At 64.2% G+C, this 18,944-nt stretch carries 17 protein-coding genes and 1 pseudogene; 9 read left to right on the forward strand and 9 right to left on the reverse strand.

Features of this window, described 5'->3' with window-relative positions:
- Positions 1-10: 10 nt before the first annotated feature.
- From ACWTU9_RS06595 to ACWTU9_RS06615, 5 genes are read left to right on the forward strand one after another with little or no spacing between them, the layout of a single operon-like run.
- The gene (locus ACWTU9_RS06595; RefSeq protein ID WP_454573327.1) at positions 11-688 is read left to right on the forward strand and encodes a 4-hydroxythreonine-4-phosphate dehydrogenase; all 678 of its coding nucleotides are present in this window, start codon (positions 11-13) and stop codon (positions 686-688) included.
- Positions 688-2,145 (forward strand): xylulokinase, encoded by a 1,458-nt coding sequence (locus tag ACWTU9_RS06600; protein ID WP_455857605.1) that lies wholly within the window; start codon positions 688-690, stop codon positions 2,143-2,145. The genes ACWTU9_RS06595 and ACWTU9_RS06600 overlap by 1 nt, the downstream gene beginning before the upstream one ends.
- Before the next feature lie 16 nt (positions 2,146-2,161).
- On the forward strand, positions 2,162-3,454 hold the full coding sequence (locus ACWTU9_RS06605; protein WP_455857606.1) for an iron-containing alcohol dehydrogenase: 1,293 nt from the start codon (positions 2,162-2,164) through the stop codon (positions 3,452-3,454).
- 7 nt (positions 3,455-3,461) lie between these two features.
- Positions 3,462-4,265 (forward strand): HAD-IIB family hydrolase, encoded by an 804-nt coding sequence (locus tag ACWTU9_RS06610; RefSeq protein WP_455857934.1) that lies wholly within the window; start codon positions 3,462-3,464, stop codon positions 4,263-4,265.
- Positions 4,266-4,267: 2 nt separating this feature from the next.
- A complete protein-coding gene (locus tag ACWTU9_RS06615; protein ID WP_454586110.1) occupies positions 4,268-5,050 on the forward strand; it encodes a DeoR/GlpR family DNA-binding transcription regulator in 783 nt (260 codons plus the stop codon).
- Positions 5,051-5,065: 15 nt separating this feature from the next.
- On the opposite strand, the gene ACWTU9_RS06620 is transcribed toward ACWTU9_RS06615, so the two are convergent.
- From ACWTU9_RS06620 to ACWTU9_RS06645, 6 genes are all read right to left on the reverse strand, one after another.
- Complete coding sequence (locus ACWTU9_RS06620; RefSeq protein ID WP_454573331.1) at positions 5,066-5,575, reverse strand: L-2-amino-thiazoline-4-carboxylic acid hydrolase; 510 nt, start codon at positions 5,573-5,575, stop codon at positions 5,066-5,068.
- Positions 5,572-6,357, reverse strand: coding sequence for an ATP-binding cassette domain-containing protein (locus tag ACWTU9_RS06625; RefSeq protein WP_455857607.1), 786 nt, complete (start codon positions 6,355-6,357; stop codon positions 5,572-5,574). Before ACWTU9_RS06625 ends, ACWTU9_RS06620 begins: the two co-directional genes overlap by 4 nt.
- Positions 6,354-7,349, reverse strand: a complete 996-nt coding sequence (locus tag ACWTU9_RS06630; protein WP_455857608.1) for an ABC transporter ATP-binding protein — start codon at positions 7,347-7,349, stop codon at positions 6,354-6,356. The genes ACWTU9_RS06625 and ACWTU9_RS06630 overlap by 4 nt, the downstream gene beginning before the upstream one ends.
- Entirely contained in the window at positions 7,346-8,176 is an 831-nt protein-coding gene (locus ACWTU9_RS06635) for an ABC transporter permease (protein WP_455857609.1), read from the reverse strand. Before ACWTU9_RS06635 ends, ACWTU9_RS06630 begins: the two co-directional genes overlap by 4 nt.
- Positions 8,173-9,159 (reverse strand): ABC transporter permease, encoded by a 987-nt coding sequence (locus ACWTU9_RS06640; protein ID WP_455857610.1) that lies wholly within the window; start codon positions 9,157-9,159, stop codon positions 8,173-8,175. The genes ACWTU9_RS06635 and ACWTU9_RS06640 overlap by 4 nt, the downstream gene beginning before the upstream one ends.
- Positions 9,160-9,432: 273 nt before the next feature.
- Positions 9,433-11,043, reverse strand: a complete 1,611-nt coding sequence (locus ACWTU9_RS06645) for an ABC transporter substrate-binding protein (protein ID WP_455857611.1) — start codon at positions 11,041-11,043, stop codon at positions 9,433-9,435.
- A 371-nt stretch (positions 11,044-11,414) separates the two neighbouring features.
- On the opposite strand from ACWTU9_RS06645, the gene ACWTU9_RS06650 reads away from it, so the two are divergent.
- On the forward strand, positions 11,415-12,602 hold the full coding sequence (locus tag ACWTU9_RS06650) for a M24 family metallopeptidase (RefSeq protein ID WP_455857612.1): 1,188 nt from the start codon (positions 11,415-11,417) through the stop codon (positions 12,600-12,602).
- 168 nt (positions 12,603-12,770) lie between these two features.
- On the opposite strand, the pseudogene ACWTU9_RS06655 reads toward ACWTU9_RS06650, so the two are convergent.
- The 3 genes and pseudogenes from ACWTU9_RS06655 to ACWTU9_RS06665 form a co-directional block, all read right to left on the reverse strand.
- Positions 12,771-13,186 (reverse strand): annotated as a pseudogene (locus ACWTU9_RS06655) (cupin domain-containing protein).
- A gap of 6 nt (positions 13,187-13,192) precedes the next feature.
- On the reverse strand, positions 13,193-14,047 hold the full coding sequence (locus ACWTU9_RS06660; RefSeq protein WP_455857613.1) for a phosphoenolpyruvate hydrolase family protein: 855 nt from the start codon (positions 14,045-14,047) through the stop codon (positions 13,193-13,195).
- Positions 14,048-14,057: 10 nt separating this feature from the next.
- The gene (locus ACWTU9_RS06665) at positions 14,058-15,254 is read right to left on the reverse strand and encodes a Tm-1-like ATP-binding domain-containing protein (protein ID WP_455857614.1); all 1,197 of its coding nucleotides are present in this window, start codon (positions 15,252-15,254) and stop codon (positions 14,058-14,060) included.
- 81 nt (positions 15,255-15,335) lie between these two features.
- Here ACWTU9_RS06665 and ACWTU9_RS06670 point away from each other — a divergent pair, with 81 nt between their 5' ends.
- The 3 genes from ACWTU9_RS06670 to ACWTU9_RS06680 all read left to right on the forward strand — a co-directional run bounded on the left by ACWTU9_RS06670 (position 15,336) and on the right by ACWTU9_RS06680 (position 18,914).
- Entirely contained in the window at positions 15,336-16,019 is a 684-nt protein-coding gene (locus tag ACWTU9_RS06670) for a TetR/AcrR family transcriptional regulator (RefSeq protein ID WP_455857615.1), read from the forward strand.
- A gap of 305 nt (positions 16,020-16,324) precedes the next feature.
- On the forward strand, positions 16,325-17,434 hold the full coding sequence (locus ACWTU9_RS06675; protein ID WP_455857616.1) for an ABC transporter ATP-binding protein: 1,110 nt from the start codon (positions 16,325-16,327) through the stop codon (positions 17,432-17,434).
- A 46-nt stretch (positions 17,435-17,480) separates the two neighbouring features.
- The gene (locus tag ACWTU9_RS06680; RefSeq protein ID WP_454586097.1) at positions 17,481-18,914 is read left to right on the forward strand and encodes an ABC transporter substrate-binding protein; all 1,434 of its coding nucleotides are present in this window, start codon (positions 17,481-17,483) and stop codon (positions 18,912-18,914) included.
- Positions 18,915-18,944: the final 30 nt, after the last annotated feature.

Consider the following 18,944-nt stretch of genomic DNA (forward strand, 5'->3'; position numbering starts at 1 on the left):
GACCTTTCGGATGGACTTCATCTTCATGCTGACGCGTAACGATCGCACGGTCGAGGACTGTCTCGACCTGGTCGAGTTGATCGAGCCGGTCGGCCTGAAGCATGTCGGCTTCAAGGACATCGGCGTGGCGCCGGATGTATTGAGCAAGCTCGCCGGCGCCATTCGCCGGACAGGCGCCACCACTTACATGGAAGTTGTCTCGACGACAGCAGAGGCCTGCCTCAATTCGGCGCGCATCGCCAGGGATCTCGGCATCCAGCGGCTGCTCGGCGGCACCCAGGTCGACGAGATCATGGCGCTGCTGGAAGGGAGCGATACCGAATACTACCCTTTTCCGGGCCGGCCCGTCGGGCATCCGACCAAGCTCGGCGGCTCCCCTGGAGAGGTGGAGGCCGATTGCCGCGCCTTCGCCGAAAAGGGTTGTGCGGGATGCGACATCCTCGCCTATCGCGCCACCGAGGCCGACCCGGCCGAACTGGTTCGCGCCGCCCGGCGCGGGCTTGGGCCGTCGCGGCATCTGATCGTCGCCGGCGCCGTGGCCTCGGCCGATCGGATCAAGGCAATCAAGCAGGCCGGCGCCAACGCTTTTACCATTGGCACAGCGGTTTTCGACGGTTCCTATTCGCCGACGAAAGGTTCTATCCTCTCGCAGCTGCGGGATGTCCTCGCGGATTGCGAGCGTGTCTAATGCCAGTCATCGGCCTCGATCTGGGCACACAAAGCCTGAAGGCGATCGTCGTCGATGACGAATTGCGGCTGCGTGGCGAGGCCGCTGTGCTTTATCAGCCGGCCTTCCCGGCTCCGGGTTGGGCCGAACAGAATCCGGCGCTGTGGCTGGCGGCGCTCAAGCCGGCTATTGCCGGCGCACTCGACAAGGCTGGGCTTGCACCGTCCGACATCAAGGGCATTGCCATTGCCGGCCAACTCGACGGCTGCGTCGCGGTCGACGGTAGTGGCCAGGCCCTGGCGCCTTGCATCATCTGGATGGATCGGCGGGCGTCGGGAGAGATCGCCGGCATAGATCCAGGTTTCATCCGTGAGCGCACCGGTCTCGTCCTCGACGCCACCCACATGGCGGCGAAAATCCGCTGGGCAGCGCGCAACGTGCCCGAAGCGCGTCGCGTGGCGCTCTGGCACCAGCCGGTTTCGTTCGTCGTCGCTGCGTTGTGCGGTCGTGCCGTCATCGACCACGCACTTGCCTCGACGACCATGCTCTATGGGCTGAACGAGCGCAACTATGCCGGCGATCTGCTGGCGGCCTTCGACATCGATGCGGATAAGCTGCCGGGCATCGACGATGCATCGGCGGCCGCCGGCGTCTTGACTGCGGCCGGCGCCGAACTGACAGGCCTGCCTGTGGGCACGCCGCTGGCAGTCGGCACCGGCGATGATTTTTCCGCCGCCATCGGCGCCGGCGTTGTCGTGCCCGGTATCGTTGCCTGCAATCTCGGCACGGCAGAAGTGGTCGGTGCGGTGTCGGACACGCTTCGCCTCGATCCCGGCGGCCTGGTCGAGACGCATGGTTTTCTCGGCGGCCGCTATTTCGTCTCCAATCCCGGATGGCCTTCGGGCGGCGCAGTGACCTGGTTCCAGTCTACCTTCGGCGTCGATTCGCCGGCGGCGATGTCGGAGCTGGCGGCGACGGTCGTTGCCGGCAGCGACGATCTGCTGTTCCTGCCGGCACTGTCCGGCGCCATGGCGCCGCGCTGGATTGCCGAGGCGCGCGGTGCTTTCTACGGGCTGACATCCTTCCACGGCAAAGCGGCCTGCGCCCGTGCAGTGCTGGAAGGCTGTGCCTTCGGCATGCGCGACGTGGTCGACCGACTAGACGAGCTTGGCATCGCCACCGGGCGCATCAGGCTTTCCGGCGGCGGTGCCCGCAGCCCGGTGTGGGCGCAGATCCGTGCCGATGTCAGCGGCAGGCCGGTCGAGAGAGCAAGTGCCGCCGATGCCTCGCCGATCGGCGCGGCAATCCTTGCCGCCACCGCCATCGGCCTTGCGTCCTCGGTGCAGCAGGCGGCCGAAAGGTTGGGCGGCGGCATCGAGACGATCGACCCAAATCCTTCGGCCATGGCCGCCTACGACAGAAGTTACCGCCGGTATCGGACCCTGTTCGATGCCCTGACCCCGCTTCATAGCGACTGATTGGACGACAATCCCGATGTCCAAGGAAATGCTCGATAGCCTCATTGCCGGCACCCTGCCCGACCCGGATGACGAGGGAATGCTATCGGTGCCGCTGAAGACCATCGTCATCGGGCGCGGTCTTGGTGACGAGGCCGATGCGCTGGTCAAGCCGCTGCCGCTCGGCCGCAAGCTTGCGGTGGTGATGGATCCGGACACCCGCCTGGCGCTGGGCGAGAGGGTCTCGATCGCGCTACGCGGCTCCAGCGATGTCGACAATATCATCCTGCCGCGCCATCCGCATCCGGACATGGACGCCGTGCGATCGGTGATCGCCCGCACGCAGAATGCCAGCGGACTGGTCGCGGTCGGATCGGGTTCGATCAACGACATCACCAAATATGCTGCGCATCTGACCCAAAAACCCTATGCGGTGTTCGGCACCGCGCCGTCGATGAACGGCTACACCTCGTTGTCGGCGGCGATCACCGAGGAGGGTCTGAAGAAATCGCTGACGGCGAGCCTGCCGGTCGGGGTATTCCTCGACCTCGACGTGATGGCACGGGCGCCGCACCGACTGATCGCAGCCGGCTTCGGCGATTCGATGGCGCGGCCGACCGCGCAGACCGACTGGCTGATGGCGCACCTTTTCCTCGGTACGCCCTACAGGCAGGCGCCGTTCATGCTTCTGGCCGAGGACGAGAAGGCGCTCATCGCCAAGGCCGGCGAACTCAGGACCGGCGACCTCGCGGCAATGGAAGTGCTGGTACGCACGCTGGTCATGTCGGGGCTCGGCATGACTTTGTGCGGTGGCTCCTATCCGGCCAGCCAGGGCGAACATCTGATCGCCCACTACATCGATATGCGCGGCCAGGGACTGCCCGATGCGCATCACGGCGAACACATAGCGGTGACGACGTTGACGATGGCGCGGCTGCAGGAGCGGGTGTTGGCATTGCCGGAACTGCAGCTTGCGCCGTCTGCAGATACACCGGACCGTTTCATCGAGATCTTTGGCGAAACCCTCGGACGCTCCTGCTGGGCAGCGTTCAAGCCCAAGCTGCTCGACAATGAGCGGGCGACCGCCATCAACACCATGCTGGCCGAGCAATGGCGTTCGTATCGCGAAAGGCTTTCCCGCGTGGCCCGTCCGGCGCGCGAGATCGCGGCAGCACTGCATGCCGCCGGAGCGCCGACCACGCCGCAGCAGGTGGCCATACCCGCCGCCTTCTACGATGAGGCGGTAGCCAATGCGCGGCTGATCCGCGACAGGTTCACGATGCTCGACGTCGCGGCCGCCTCGCTCGAAACGGTCGCGGCGGGAGCCTGAGCGAGTGCTGCTTCCGCTCGCCGACTTCACCGGCCTGGACCGTCGCAGGATCGCCGTCGTTCTGACCGACATCGACGACACCTTGACCGATAAGGGGCGGCTGCCGGCAAAGGCCTATGCGGCGCTGGAACGGCTGAAGCAGGCCGGGTTCATCGTCGCGCCGGTTACCGGCCGGCCTGCCGGCTGGTGCGACCTGATCGCCCGGCAATGGCCGGTGGACGGCGTGATCGGTGAGAACGGCGCCTTTTATTTTCGCTACGACGACGCTGCCAAGCGGATGGTCCGCCACTACGCCAGAAGCGCTGCCGAACGGCAGGCGGGTGCCGCACGCCTCAAGGAGATAGAGCAGACCGTGCTGCGCGATGTCCCGGGTGCGGCGGTCGCTGCCGACCAGACCTATCGCGAGGCCGACCTTGCGATCGATTTCTGCGAGGACGTCGCACCGCTGCCCAAAACCGAAGTGCTGAAGATCGTCGGTATCTTCCAACGCTTCGGTGCGACGGCGAAAATCTCGTCCATCCATGTCAATGGCTGGTTCGGCACATACGACAAACTGTCAACAAGCCGGCTATTCTTGCGCGACTGTTTCGGTATAGATATTGACCACGACAAGGACAGCATTGTCTTCGTCGGCGATAGTCCAAACGATGCACCAATGTTCGGCTTCTTCCCCAACAGCGTCGGCGTCGCTAATGTGCTGGACTTCGCCGGCGAACTTCCGGCATCTCCTGCCTTCGTCACAAGCGGGCGCGGCGCGCACGGATTTGCCGAGCTTGCCGACGCGTTGATTGCTGCAAAGGGAATGGAATAATCATGGATCATGGCCGACTGACGAAGAAGGAGCGGCACGCGCTTATCCTTTCGGAAGTGCGCCGGTCGGCGTCCATTCGCATATCCAAGCTTGCGCGCCGCATCGGCGTCGCCGGCGAGACCATCCGCCGCGATCTCATCGAGCTGGGCGATGCCGGGCTGATCAACCGCACTTATGGCGGCGCGACGATCTCGCTGGTGACGTCCGAACCGGTAATCTCCGAGCGCGGCCTGACCCTGGTCGAGGAGCGCGCCCGCATCGGCCGCGGCGCCGCAGGCCTGATCGAGAAAGGCCAGATCGTGATGATCGATGGCGGCTCGACCACCTACGAGGTGGCGCGCAACCTTTCCCAGCTGAAGCGCGACCTGACTATTATCACCAATTCCACCGGCGTGGCCTCGGTGGCTGGCGCCAATCCGACCTTCCGCGTGCTGCTCTGCCCCGGAACCTATGACAGCCGGGAAGGTAGCGTGCTGGGCGAAGACACTGTCGAGTTCGTGCGCCGCTACAATGCCGACGTCGCCATCATCGGGGCCTCGGGACTAAGCGCCGACGGTCCGAGCGACATGATCTCGGGCGCCGCGGCAGTCAAGCGTGCTATGATATCGCGTTCCCTGTCGACGGTGCTGGTTGTGACCCACGACAAGTTCGGCCGCTCCAGCCTGGAACGCATCTGCGGACTTGACGACATTGCCGATATCGTCACCGACAGCGAACCGAAGGCCGACCTGCGCACTGCCACCAAGCAGGCGGGCACGGAGCTGCATGTGTTTCCCGCCGACTGATGGGGGCGCCGCTACCTATCCGGCAGCATCCCGGTTGGTCAGCGCGATGTGGCAGCATCCCGAGCCGTGGCCCGGCGACCAGGTGACGTTGTCGAAGCGCACGCCCGTCGCCTCGAACAGGCCGCGGTCGAAAGCGCCGGCGATGCGGCAAAGCGTGGCAAGTTTTTCGTCACCGACACCGGCCTCGACCCAAGCATCCTTCAGCGGGCAGCGTTTCACCTTGAAGGCGATGTGGTCCGGCCCGCGCTCCACGTCGGTCGGATACATCAGGCCGCCGTCCGGGCTGACGGCCAGGAATGCTTCACCAATGGCCGGCGCGTCGTTGGGCCCGAAGCGGGCAAAGGCGGTCGCCGCCACCTCCTTGCCGCGCTGTTCGATGGTGCGGACCATGATCGCCTCGGCTTTGTCCGCGCCCAGCTCGCTGGTCAGTTCATCGAGCAACAGGCGGTAGAGATCGGCGCGGTTGCGGAAGGCGGAATCGAGTTCGCGCGACAGTTTTTCGGCTCTGGCTTCTGGGTCGGTCATGGTACCAGCCTGTGTCTTCTGTTCAATCTTGGTGCCGCCGCCACCAGCGCCTTGCCGATCGCCGATTGCGGTGCGTCGATGACGGCGCAGGCGTCGCCGCTCTCGGCAATCCGCCCAGCGTCGAGAAGGACGACGCGGTGGGCGATGGCCCGCACGACGCCGAGATCATGCGAAATGAAGAGATAGGCGATCCGTTCCCTGGCTTGCAGGTCGAGCAGCAGCTCAAGAATCTGTCCGCGCACCGAAACGTCGAGCGCCGACACCGCTTCGTCGAGCACGATCAGCGACGGTTTCGTTGCGATGGCGCGGGCAATCGCCACGCGCTGGCGCTGGCCGCCGGAGATTTCGTGGATGGCGCGCGGCGCGAGATCGGCGGAGAGCCCCACGCGTTCGAGCAAGGCGGCAATGCGGGCGGGGCGCTCGGCGCGAGAGGCGATGGCATGGATGCGCAAGGGATCGTCTAGCACGCGCGCCACGGTGGCGCGTGGATTGAAGGCGGCGAGCGGATCCTGGAACACTATTTGCAGCCGCGCGCGCCGGGCGCGCAGGGCCGCACCCTTCAAGGCAAGGAAGTCATCGCCTTCGAATTGTATGGTTCCGGCATCGGGCTCGATAAGCCTGAGCACCAGCCGCGCGATTGTCGACTTGCCGCTGCCGGAAGGCCCGGCCAGGGCCAGTGTCTCGCCGGGTTCGATGGTGAAGGAGACGCCGTCGACGGCGGCGATGGCCGTGCCGCCGCGGCGGTAGCGCTTGGTGAGGTCGGAGACGGTGAGCACACTCATGCCGGCGCCTGCCGCAGCAGCGGTTCGGCGTCGAGGCCGATATGAGCGTCGAGCAGCGTCCGCGTATAGGCTTGGCGTGGGGCGTTGACGATTTGCTGCGTCGTGCCGAGCTCGATCAGCCCGCCGTGCCGGAACACGGCGATGCGTTCGGCAAGCTCTGCGGCAAGCGCGATGTCGTGGCTGATGAACAGCAGCGTCATGCCGTCCTCTGCCACCAGTTGCCGAATGAGGCTGACGATCTCGGCTTGCACGATGGTGTCGAGCGCGCTGGTCGCCTCGTCGGCGATCAGCAGTTTCGGCCCGGCCGCGATGGCGGCGGCAATCGCCACGCGCTGCTTCTGGCCACCGGAGAGCTGGTGCGGAAAGGCGCGCATGGCCGAGTCCGGGTCAGGCAGGCGGACGCGTGCGAGCAACTGCTTTGCCTTGGCATAAGCCTGCGGCCAGTCGACGCCGAGATGGGTGTGGGCGACTTCGGCGATTTGTTTGCCGATCGTCATCACGGGGTCGAGGCTGGCGGAAGGGTCCTGGAAGACGTAGCCGATGTCGCGGCCGGGGAGGGGGAGTCCACCGCGAAGATGGAGAGGTAGACGTTCTGTCGCGCCCCCCTCTGTCCTGCCGGACATCTCCCCCACAAGGGGGGAGATCGCATTGTCGCCTCTGCCTTCGCCAGTCTCTAACGTCGCAAACCGAGAGCCGGCAACGGAACTGCCAATCTCCCCCCTCGTGGGGGAGATGTCCGGCAGGACAGAGGGGGGCGCGAAGGAATGAGGCGATTGGAGGTTCCACTCGATTGAACCGTCGACCTTGGCACTCCCCGGCAACAACCCCGCAATCGCCAGCGCCAGCGTGCTCTTGCCCGACCCGCTCTCACCGATGATCGCCAGCCGTTCGCCGGCAAGAACATCAAGACTGATGCCGTTCAGCGCCGTCACCTTGCTGCCATCGCTGATATAGCGCACCGAGAGTTCGTGGATCGAAGCCAGTGCGGTCACGACAGGCTCCTTCGCACAGCCGTCGTCTCGACCACACCTTCGCCAGCGAGGTAGACGCCGAGCACGGTCAATACGAGGGCTACGCCCGGGACGATCGACAGGAAGGGCGCGGTGCGGAGCACAGTTCGGCCTTCGGCGATCATGCCGCCCCAGGTGACGCGGTTGGGGTCGCCGAGGCCGAGGAAGGACAGTGCTGCTTCGGTGAGGATCGCGGCGGCGACGATCACCGAGGACAGCGCCAGCACCGGCGGCAGCGCGTTGGGCAGCACTTCGCGGAAAGCGATCGCAAGCGGATGCATGCCGATGACCCGGGCGCCGGCGACGAAATCGCGCTCGCGGAGCGAGAGTACTTCGGCGCGCGCTACACGTGCCGGTCCGGTCCAGGCGCCGAGCGCGACTGCCGCGACGACGATGCCGAACGACGGGCCGACGACGCTGACGAAGGCCAGCGCCAGAAGAAAGCTGGGCACGGTCTGGAAGGCATCGGTGATGCGCATCAGCACCTCATCGATGAGGCCACCGGCAAAGCCGGCCAGTGTGCCGACGACCGCGCCGATGAAGAGCGCGGCGGCCGCTGCCGCCAGACCGACCGCCAGGGAGGTACGGGCGCCGTGGAACAGTTCGGCCAGCACATCGCGGCCGAGCCGGTCGGTGCCGAGCGGCAGCGACCAGTCCTGAAACGGCGGCAGCAGTGCGGGGCCTGCAATGGCCTGCGGATCGCCGGGGAAAAGCAGCGATGCAAACAGCGCCATGGCAAAAAGCACGCCCAGGATGATCGCGCCAACGACCGCTTCCGGCCGGCGCAGGAACCGCTGCAGCGCGCTCACGCGCCGGCCTCGCTGGCGCCGACGCGCGGGTCGAGGAAGGCGTAGGCGATGTCGACGGCAAGGTTGATGGCGATGACCAGCACAGCGCTGGTGAGGATGATGCCGAGCAGCAGCGGCGTGTCGCGCGCGGCCACCGCCTCCTGCGCCAGCCGGCCGAGCCCGGGCACGGCAAAGACGCTCTCGATGACGACGCTGCCGCCCAGCATCTGCGCCGATTGCAGGCCGAGCATGGTGACCAGCGGCAAGAGCGCATTGCGGGCGACATGGGCAAGCACGATGCGGGGGTGCGACAACCCCCTTGCACGGGCGGCAAGCACAAAATCCTGGCGCCAGGCTTCGGCCATGCCGGCGCGCATCATGCGAAGATAGAGCGCGAGATAGATAAAGCCGAGGGCGGAAACCGGCAGCACGAGATGGACGGCGATGTCGGCGGCGCGGGCAAGCCCAATCTTGTCCGAGGCCAGCGTCTCGATGCCGCCGATCGGCAGCCAGCGCAGGTCGACGGCAAAGACGACGATCAGAACCAGGCCGAGCCAGAAGCCCGGCACGGCATAAAGTGCCAGCGAGCCGATGGACAGGAAGCGGTCGCGCAGACTGCCAGGTTTGGCGCCGGCATAGACGCCGAGCGCCGAGCCCAAACCGAAGGAGAGCGCGGTGGCACTGACCATGAGGAGCAGTGTCGTCGGCAGGCGTTCCAGGACGACGTCGCGGATCGGCCGCGAGAAGGTGACGGACTGGCCGAGATCGAGATGCAGCAGCGCCCAGAGATAGTTGGCGAGCCGTGTCAGTTCCGACTGGTCGAGGCCCCAGCGATGGCGCAGCAATTCGATCATGCCGGCATCGCCGCCGGTCGAGACGATGTAGGCATCGACCGCGTCGCCGGGAGCGGCTTCGAGCAAAAGGAACGTGCCGATGATGACGATCAGCAACACGAAGATGCTGCCGACGAGGCGACGGCGGATAAGGGTGAGGGCGCGGGTCATGGGGAAAAGGGAGCGCGCGCAGGCATTTGAAGTTGCGCTCTACGGCGCCCCCCTCTGTCCTGCCGGACATCTCCCCCACACGGGGGGAGATTGGCAGTTCCCACGCCGCGCTCGCTGCGGCAACGCCGGCGATTAGCGAAGGCCGTGATGACAGCTGATCTCCCCCCTCGTGGGGGAGATGTCCGGCAGGACAGAGGGGGGCGCGACGGAACTCTCATCCCTGATGATGAGCATTCGCTCAAACGATGCGCAAGCATCCCGTGTGGATCGCGCTTAGCCCGCCAGATACGTGTCCGCCCAGTTCGACACCGCCCAGCGTGGGTTGTTGGCGATATTCCCCACCGTATCGCGCGCGACGCTGATGAAGCTCCATTCGGCGACGTTGATCAGCGGCAGGTCGGCGGCCACCTCCTTCTGGAATTCCTTGTAGAGATCGGTGCGCGCCGTGGTGTCGAGCGTCTCCGATGCCTTGGCGATGAGGGCGTCGAGCGCCTCGTTCTTGTAGCCGCCCTGGTTGGAGAACGGCACGCCGTCGGGAATGCCGCTCTGCACCAGGACGGTGGTCGAGATCGCGGGATCGCCACGGAACACCGGCGGGCCGACGGCGAGGTCGAACGCGTGGTCGGTATAGACGGCCTTGATGTGCGCGGCGGAGTCGTTGTTGACGATCTCGGCGTCGATGCCGATGGCGGCCAGCGCCTGGCGCAGATAATCGCCGAACTGTTTTGTCTCGTTGAAATAGGGCGCCGGCAGGAGTTTCAGCGCAAAGCGCTTGCCATCGTCTTTCCTGCCGTAGCCGGCCTCGTCGAGCAGCGCGTTGGCCTTGTCGACGTCAAAGGCATAGGTCGGCACGTCGGCGGTGTAGAATTGCGGGTCGTTCTTCGGCACCGGGCCGGTGGCGGTCGCGGCATAGCCGAGGAACACCGTCTTGACGACGAAATCCTTGTCGATGGCATGCGCGATCGCCTGACGCACCTTCACATCGGCCAGTTCCTTGCGGCGGTGGTTGATCTCGACGACGAGCTGATAGGTCAGCCCCTCATAGCCCTTGGAGATGACCTTGAGGCCCGGAACCTTGGAGATGCGGTCAAGGTCGGCCAGCGGCACGGCGGAGAAGGTGGCGAGCTGGATCTCTCCAGCCTCGAGCGCGGCCGCAGCGGACGTGCGGTCGGGCAGCACCTGATAGATGATCTCGTCGAGGTAGGGCTCGTCCTTGCCCCAGTAGTCGGCATTCCTGGTCAGCTTGTAATACTGGCCGGCCTTGTACTCGCCGAACTTGAACGGGCCGGTGCCGATCGGTGCATTGTTGGCCGGGTTGTCCTCGATCTTGCCGACCTCGTAGACGTGCTTCGGCACGACGCTCGACAGCGCCGGCAAGGCGTTGCGGATCAGCTGGAACGGCGTCGGCTTGGCGAACTTGAACACGGCGGTGAGATCGTCAGGGGTGTCGACGCTGGCCAGATCCTTGAACACGGTGCGGCCGAGATTCTGCAGCGGTTTCCAGATCTGCAGCGCCGAGAAGGCGACGTCGGCCGAGGTGAACGGCTTGCCGTCATGCCATTTGACGCCCTCGCGCAGTTTGAAGGTCACTGAGAGCCCATCGGCGGCACCTTCCCAGGAGAGCGCCAGGCGCGGATCCAACCCATCCTTACCGTCGAAAGAAGCTTCGGCCAGCGTTTCGACGATCTTGCTGGAGATGAAGAAGACGCCGTTGGAGGCGACTATGGCCGGATTGAGGTTGCGCGGCTCGGAATCGGCGGCGACCACCAGGCGGCCGCCCTTCTTCGGCGTCTGCGCCCAGCCAATCGCCGGCATGGCGGTGGAGGCCAGGAACAGGGCTGATCCCGAAAGCAGCCTGCGTCTGGAAATCGTGAAATCTGACATGATCGAACTCCGTCCTCTCCGCGACCCTGCCGGGCGCGCCAATCCCCTCAGACGCCGGCAGGTCTGCCGGCATCCTCGCGGCGATTATGGCCCTTGCCAAGGGTTTCGCCAGAGACGGAATTGGCGCATCCTTGCTTGGCTTTGAAATTTTCGTCCGCTGGACCAGTTTTAAAAGGTGGCCTTTTATTCGGTCATCCTGGTAGGACCAGATTTGGCGAAGATGCAGCAATGACGACTTGGTGACCGCCTGCTGAAGCTATTTTCCGTGTTTCTGGCTGGACCAGAGCGGGCGAAATGGTACAGATTTGATCGACCAGCCAAGGGACCGGGCGCAGCGCGACAGAGACCCTAGGCAATTCAGGGAGAAAGAAATGAACATCGCTCCGGGCAAGACTGCCGTCAGCAATATTCCGTTCGACCAGGCAAGGGTGGACCGGCTGATGGAAGAGGCCGGTATCGATGTGCTGCTCGCGACGTCCAAGCACAACACGCAATATTTGCTCGGCGGCTACAAGTTCATCTTCTTTGCCGCCATGGATGCGATCGGCCACAGCCGCTATCTGCCTGTCGTCGTCTATGAAAAGGGTGGGCCGGAGCATGCTGCCTATATTGGCAACCGGATGGAGGGCGCCGAGCATCAGAACAATCCGTTCTGGACGCCTACCCTGCACACCGCCTGCTGGGGCACGCTCGACGCCGCCAATCTCGCGGTCGAGCATATCGGAAAGATCGGCAAGGCCGGCGCCCGCATCGGCATCGAACCAGCCTTCCTGCCATCCGACGCCTATGCGCTGATCCGCAAGGCGTTGCCGGATGCCAAGCTGGTCGACGCGACCGGCATGCTGGAGAACATGCGTGCCATCAAGACTGAGGCGGAGCTGGAAAAGCTGCGTATCGCCTCCGAGCTGATCACTGATTCCATGCTGGCGACCATCCAGTGGGCGCGCGAGGGCACGACCAAGACCGACATCATCGAGCATATCAGGCGCGAGGAAACCAATCGCGGCGCGCATTTCGAATATTGCCTGCTGACGCTGGGGGCCAGCCACAACCGCGCGGCGTCGCCGCAGGCGTGGAAAAAGGGCGAGGTGCTGTCGATCGATTCCGGCGGCAACTATCACGGCTATATCGGCGACCTCTGCCGCATGGGCATTCTGGGCGAACCCGATGCCGAACTGGAAGATCTGCTGGCCGAGGTCGAGGCGGTGCAGCAGGCGGCGTTCTCCAAGGTCAAGGCGGGCACCATCGGCGGCGACATGATCTCGCATGCGGAGCGCGTGCTGAAGGCCTCCAAGGTTGCGCCCTACACGGATTTCTTCGCCCACGGCATGGGGCTGATCACGCATGAAGCGCCGTTCCTGATGACCAACCATCCTGTGACCTATGAAGGCACCTATGCGGCCAAGCCACTGGAGAAGAACATGGTGTTGTCGGTAGAGACAACAATGCTTCACCCGACGCGGGGGTTCATCAAGCTGGAAGATACGCTGGCGGTAACCGAGACGGGCTATGTGATGTTTGGGGATCGGGCGCGGGGGTGGAACAGGGGCGGGCTTTAACGTCGAACGCTGGCACTGCCCCTCATTGTCCTGCCGGACATTTCTCCCCGTATAGTGACGGGGAGAAAGAGGCTGTCATCGACGCTGCTCCCTTCTCCCCGTTCAACGGGGAGAAGATGCCGGCAGGCAGATGAGGGGCAGCGCTGACGGAGAAAAATAGTGAGCGGATCACTTCCCCGCCGGAATCAGCCTGAAATCCGGCAATTCTCGTAGTACCAGTTCCGGCCCAGCAGGCGAATAGACCACAAACAACTGCATCGGTCCGTCACCGGTGTTCAGCGTCGAGTGAAACCGGCTCTCAGGCACATAGATAGTGCAGCCAGGCCCGACCTTGGCACCACCGGATTGCCGTTCTCGTCCTCGACCATCTGCTCGCCATGGCCCGAGATGACAAAGATGATCTCTTCCGCACCGGGATGATTGTGGCGGGTGTGGCCCTTGCCTGAGGGCAGGTCGACGACGCCGCCGGAAAAACGGGTCGCGCCATTTACTTCCGGCGCCACCGTCAGCGCCAGCTTGCCCCAGTCGAAGCCGAAGGCGCTGACGTCCTTCGGATAGACGAACACTTTGCTCTTGTCGGCCATGTTCTCTTATCCCTTCTTTTTCTTCTGGTCGTGCAGCGTGACGGCCTTGAAATCAGCCGTTTGCCTGGCAATTGCGGCTTCGGCCGGCAGCCGTTCCATCGAACTTGCGCCATAGAAGCCATGCAGGCCCTTGCAGCGGTCGAGTATGTAGCGGGTGTCATCCGGCATCGAGATCGGCCCGCCATGGCAAAGCAGGATGACATCCTTGCGCACCGAGCGCGCGGCGTTGGCGATGGCGTCGATCTCGACCACGCAGTCGTCGAGCGACTTGGCTGACGTCGCGCCGATCGAGCCGCCTGTCGTCACCCCCATGTGAGCGACGATGATGTCGGCGCCGGCTCGTGCCATGGCGCGAGCCTCGTCCGGGTTGAAGACGTAGGGCGTGGTCAAAAGGTCGAGCTTGTGCGCCTCGGCGATCATGTCGACCTCAAGGCCGAAGCCCATGCCGGTCTCTTCGAAGCTCTGCCGCATGCTGCCGTCGAACAGGCCGATGGTGGGAAAATTCTGGACGCCGGAAAAGCCCATCGTCTTCAGTTCGCTGAGAAGCAGCGGCATGATGACGAAGGGATCGGTGCCGTTGACGCCGGCGAGCACCGGCGTCTTCTTCACCACCGGAAGCACCTCATAGGCCATTTCCTTGACGATCTCATTGGCATTGCCGTAGGCGAGCAGGCCGGCGGCCGAGCCGCGGCCGGCCATGCGGTAGCGGCCGGAATTGTATATGATGATCAGGTCGATGCCGCCGGCTTCCTCGGCCTTGGCCGAGAGGCCAGTGCCGGCGCCGCCGCCGACGATCGGCACGCCGTCGGCGATCATCGCCCTAAACTTCTTCAGTATGTCCTTGCGCGGTATGGCGGCCATGTCTGGGCTCTCACTGTCTGGCGATGTCGAGGAAGGCCGCCGTTGCGGCCCTGGCAAATTCGGGATCGTTGATGTGCAGCGGCAGCCGCGTGACGCGGCGCGTGGCGTTCGGCCTGATGGTGCGCTCGATGGCGTCGAACAGGACGGCGTCGGCCTCGGGGTCGAAGAAGGCGCCGCCCTCAATGTCGAGCGCCGAGACGCCTCTTTCGGGGATCAGGAAATGTATCGGTCCCTCGCAGCGGGAGAGCCTCCCGCCGATCCATTCGCCGATGCTGCGGCATTCGTCGGCGGTTGTGCGCATCAGCGTGACGTTGGGATTGTGCTCATAAAACAGCCGCCCGCGATGTTTCTCGGGAATGGTCGGCGGCGCCCAGAAATTGACCATGTCGAGCGCGCCGACCGAGCCGATATAGGGCAGGCCAGTGCGGGCAATGGCGCCGAAGCGATCCTCGGTGGCCGGCAGCACGCCGCCGAACAGAAGGTCGCAGACCTCCGTCGTGGTGATGTCGATGATGCCGGCGAGCAGGCCACTGTCGGCGAGCTTCTCCATCGAGCGGCCACCGGTGCCGGTGGCGTGGAAAACCATGCAGTCGTAGTTTGCCCGCAGCTGGTCGGCGATGGCCGTCACGCAAGGAGTGGTGACGCCGAACATGGTCAGCCCGAGCGCCGGTTTGCCGGTTGCGGCCGGCGCCGGCTTTGCGGCCATGCCGGCGATGGCCTGCGCGGCATTGTGGAGCACCGTGCGGGAGAGCCTGTTCAGTCCCGCCATGTCGGTCACCGACGGCATCATGATGATATCGGAGACGTCGACATAGGGCGCTGTGTCGCCGGAGGCGAGCGTCGAGACCATGATCTTGGGCAGGCCGAGCGGCAGTGCGCGCATGCCTGAGGTGACGATGGAGGTGCCACCGCCACCGCCAATGCCGATCACGCCGGCGACGTCGTCGCGCGACTGGATGAAGCTGGTGAAGGCTGCGCCCATGCCGGCCACCGCCGTGCCGCGATCGTCGATGCCGAGCACGCTGCCGGCTCCGCCGGGATGATGTGCCGCGACCTCGCCGGCCGGAATATCGACCGGCACAGTGGCGCCGTGCGTGCCGATGTCGACGCGGGCAACCGAACTGCCGGTAGCGGCAATCGCATCGGCCAGGAAGGCAAGCTCCTCGCCCTTGGTGTCGGCGGTGCCCACCACATAGATGCGCTTCATCGCGTTTCCCCGTCTTCGGTGTGCGCTGGGTCTGGCCGCGAAGGCCATTGCAATTTTTTGAGACGCGCGTATCGTATTGACATGAGTGTCTCACGTCAACAAGCCGCAATGAACGACGACGCCAAGGAGGCTGCCGAACGCGGCCCACGTGCCCGCACAAAACGGCTGATGCTGGAGACGGCGACGCGGCTGATGCAGGCGGGCGTCAATCCGTCAGTGAGCGAAGTCGCGGAAGCGGCTGAGGTGTCGCGCGCCACCGCCTATCGCTATTTCCCGAGCCAGGCAGCCCTGGTGCAGGCGGTCGTCGACGAGGGGCTAGGTCCTATCCTGACCTGGCAATCGGCTTCGCAAGATCCACAGCGGCGCGTCGCCGAACTGTTCGACACCGCCATGCCGCGCATCGAAGCTTTCGAGGCAACCTTCAAGGCAGCGCTGAAACTGTCGCTCGACCAGTGGGCACAGCGCCAGGCGGGCACGTTGGGAGGCGAGCCGCAGTTCACCCGAGGCCATCGCGTCCAGCTGTTGAAGGATGCCATTGCGCCGCTCAAGGGGCAGCTGCCGCCGCGCGAATTCAAGCGCCTGGCGCAGGCGCTGTCGATGATGTTCGGCGTCGAATTGCTGATCGTGCTCAAGGATATATGGGGGCTCGACAGCCGTGGAATGCGGTCGGTCTCGCAATGGGCAGCGGCCGCCTTGGTGCGCGCCGCGGTGGCGGAATCGATGACAGAAGCGGATGCGGTTCGGCCGGCGGCAGCGGCAAAATAGCGCCAATCTGGTTCGACCAGATTTGAAGGTCGGAGATTTCAGTAATTTTGGAGATTGGCGTTTTGCGAACGGGATGAAGGTGAAGAACTGCCAAAAATGAAGGAAATACGAACATATAGCGGACGTTTTCAGCTTATTTTGCTGACGGCGAATTTCAAGAAAGCGCTTGACGGGCATCTTAAATTGGTAATACCAGATTAGGAAAGAAAAGGCGGATCGGGAATGACAGCCGCAGTCCATTTCGGCAGGGCGAGGAGGATCATACGGATGGCGCGTGTTCCGTCCGCACGAGGTGGCGCATCGTGATGCAGACGTCGCCTCGCGACAGTGCCGGCAAGGGGATTGCGCTGCGCCTCGATGGGCTCAGCAAGGCCTATGGATCCGTGCGCGCCATCAACGACCTGAGCTTCGCCGTCGATGAAGGCCGCTTCTTCGTACTCTTCGGGCCGAGCTCGGTTGGCAAGACGACGACGCTGCGCACTATCGCCGGCCTCGTCCAGGCCGACTCCGGCACGCTTGAGATCGGCGGCCGCGACATGACCCATGCGCCGATCGCCGGCCGCGGCATCTCGATGGTCTTCCAGTCTTTCGCGCTTTACCCCCACCTCACGGTCTATGACAATCTCGCCTATCCGCTGCGCGAGGAGAAAGCCGCGCGCGCCGAGATCGACAAGCGGGTGAAAGAGACCGCCGAGATCCTGAAGCTGACACACCGCCTGAAGGCCAAGCCGGCAACCCTGTCCGGCGGAGAGCAGCAGCGCGTCGCGCTCGGCCGCTCCCTGATCCGCCGGCCAAAGATTCTTCTCCTCGATGAGCCGCTCACCAATCTCGACGCCAAGCTTCGGCACGAGATGCGCGCCGAGCTGAAGCGGCTGCACCGCCAGTTCGGCATGACCGTGATCTATGCCACGCCCGACGAGCTCGAGGCTCTCTCGATGGGCGAGGTGATCGCCGTCATGCGCGATGGCGGCATCGTCCAGATCGGCACGCCGGACGAGCTTTACGAGCAGCCGATCCATACCTATGTCGCCAGCAAGATCGGCTCGCCGCACATGAATCTGTTCACGGCCTCGGTGCGCGCCGACACCAGGTCTTTCGACACGCCGCTCGGGACTCTCGTTCCGGCGACGGCGCCAAAGGCTGCCGATGCCGGCGAGGCCGCGCTGATCGGCATTCGCCCGAGCGACATTCGGCTCGCCGCCAAGGGCGAAGCAGGGGTTGCCTCGAAGGTGCATCTGGTCGAACCGCTCGGCGACATCACGATCGTCTCCGTCGTGGCCGGCGGTGAGATGTTGCGCATGGTGCTGCCGGAAGCGATCGCCGCCAGCATCAGGACCGGCGATTCGGCATCGATCGCCATCGATAACAGGAAAATCCACGTCTTCCGCGCCGCGAGCGGCCAGGCAATGACCTGACGCGAACGGCGAGAAGCAATCCGGTTAACCAAGGGAGGAAACGCGAATGACGGCGATGACCAAAGTGAAAAGGCTAGCGACAGCCGCAAGCTTCGCTGCCACGCTACTGGTGGGAGGCGTGACCTATGCCTCCGCCGAAGAAGTGACGTTGACGATGGCGGTGCCGGATTGGCCCCCGACCCGCATTATGAAGAAGTTCTTCGACGAGCAGTACAAGCCCAAGTCTGGCAATACCGTGAAGCTCGATGTCGACTTCATTCCGTGGCCGGATTTCTACACCCGCGTCAACGCCTCGTTGACCTCGGGCGAAAAGAAGTACAATTTCATCGTGTCGGACTCGCAATGGCTGGGCGCCTTCGTCGAAGGCGGCTACTTCCGCAAGATCAACGATCTCATCGATGCCGACCCGGAACTCAAGGCGACGATGGAGTCGATGCATCCCGCCGTGCTCAACGCCTACTCGACCTATCCCAACAGCACGCCGAACTACTACGGCTTCCCGCAGTTCCCGGACGTGCTGGTCACCTACGGCCGCAAGGACGTGCTCTGCAACGACGACGAGCAGGCCGCCTTCAAGGCGAAGTACAATGAGAAGCTGCCCTGCACCGGCGAAGAAATCGACGCCATGGACTGGAACACGTTCGAGCATGTTGGCGAATTCTTCCAGCGCAAGAAGGGCGACAAGCTCGCCGGCCAGGTGCTGGATGACGATTTCTACGGCATCGCCTATCAGGCAGGCAAAGGCTACGACTTCTCGACGAGCTCGGTCCACTCGTTCGTCTGGCAGCATGGCGGCGGCATCTGGGATGAAACCAAGGCCCCGACCGGACATGCCGAAGGCGTCGTAAACTCCCCGAAGTCCATCGAGGGCATGGAGCATTTCCTCAAATTGCTGAAGTTCATGCCGCCGGTGGTCAAGACCGGCACCATGGACATCTTCGTCTCGGACCAGTTGTTCCGTGAAGGCAAGGTGGCCATGAACATCGACTGGATCGGTCTCGGCGAAGCCTCGCTAGATCCCAAGACATCGAAGGTTGCCGACAAGCTGGTGTTCGGATTGGCGCCAGGCCTGCGCGGCCCCGACGGCAAGGTGAATCGTACGTCACAGATCGGCGGACAGCCTTTCGTTCTCACCACCTGGACGACGCCTGAGCAAATCAAGGAAGCGGTGGGCTTCGTGAAGTGGTGGCTCTCGCCTGATATCCAGCACCAGTTCGCGGCCGGCGGCGGCCAGTCCGCGATCAAGTCGGTCTACAGCGATCCGAAGTATGTGACCTATCGTCCGTGGGACCGCGCTTGGGCGAACTCGCTCGACTGGCAGAAGGACATGTGGCACGTGCCGCAGTTCTTCGAACTGCTCACCCAGCAGCAGGACCAGTACGACCTGGCCATCACTGGCAAGCAGGACGCCAAGACCACCCTGGATAACATCGCCAAGTTCCAGGAGGACCTCCTGAAGAACGATGGCCTTATCCAGTAACCTTCCGACATAGCTGCGGGGAGCGGCCAA

Source organism: Mesorhizobium sp. 128a, assembly GCF_053848025.1.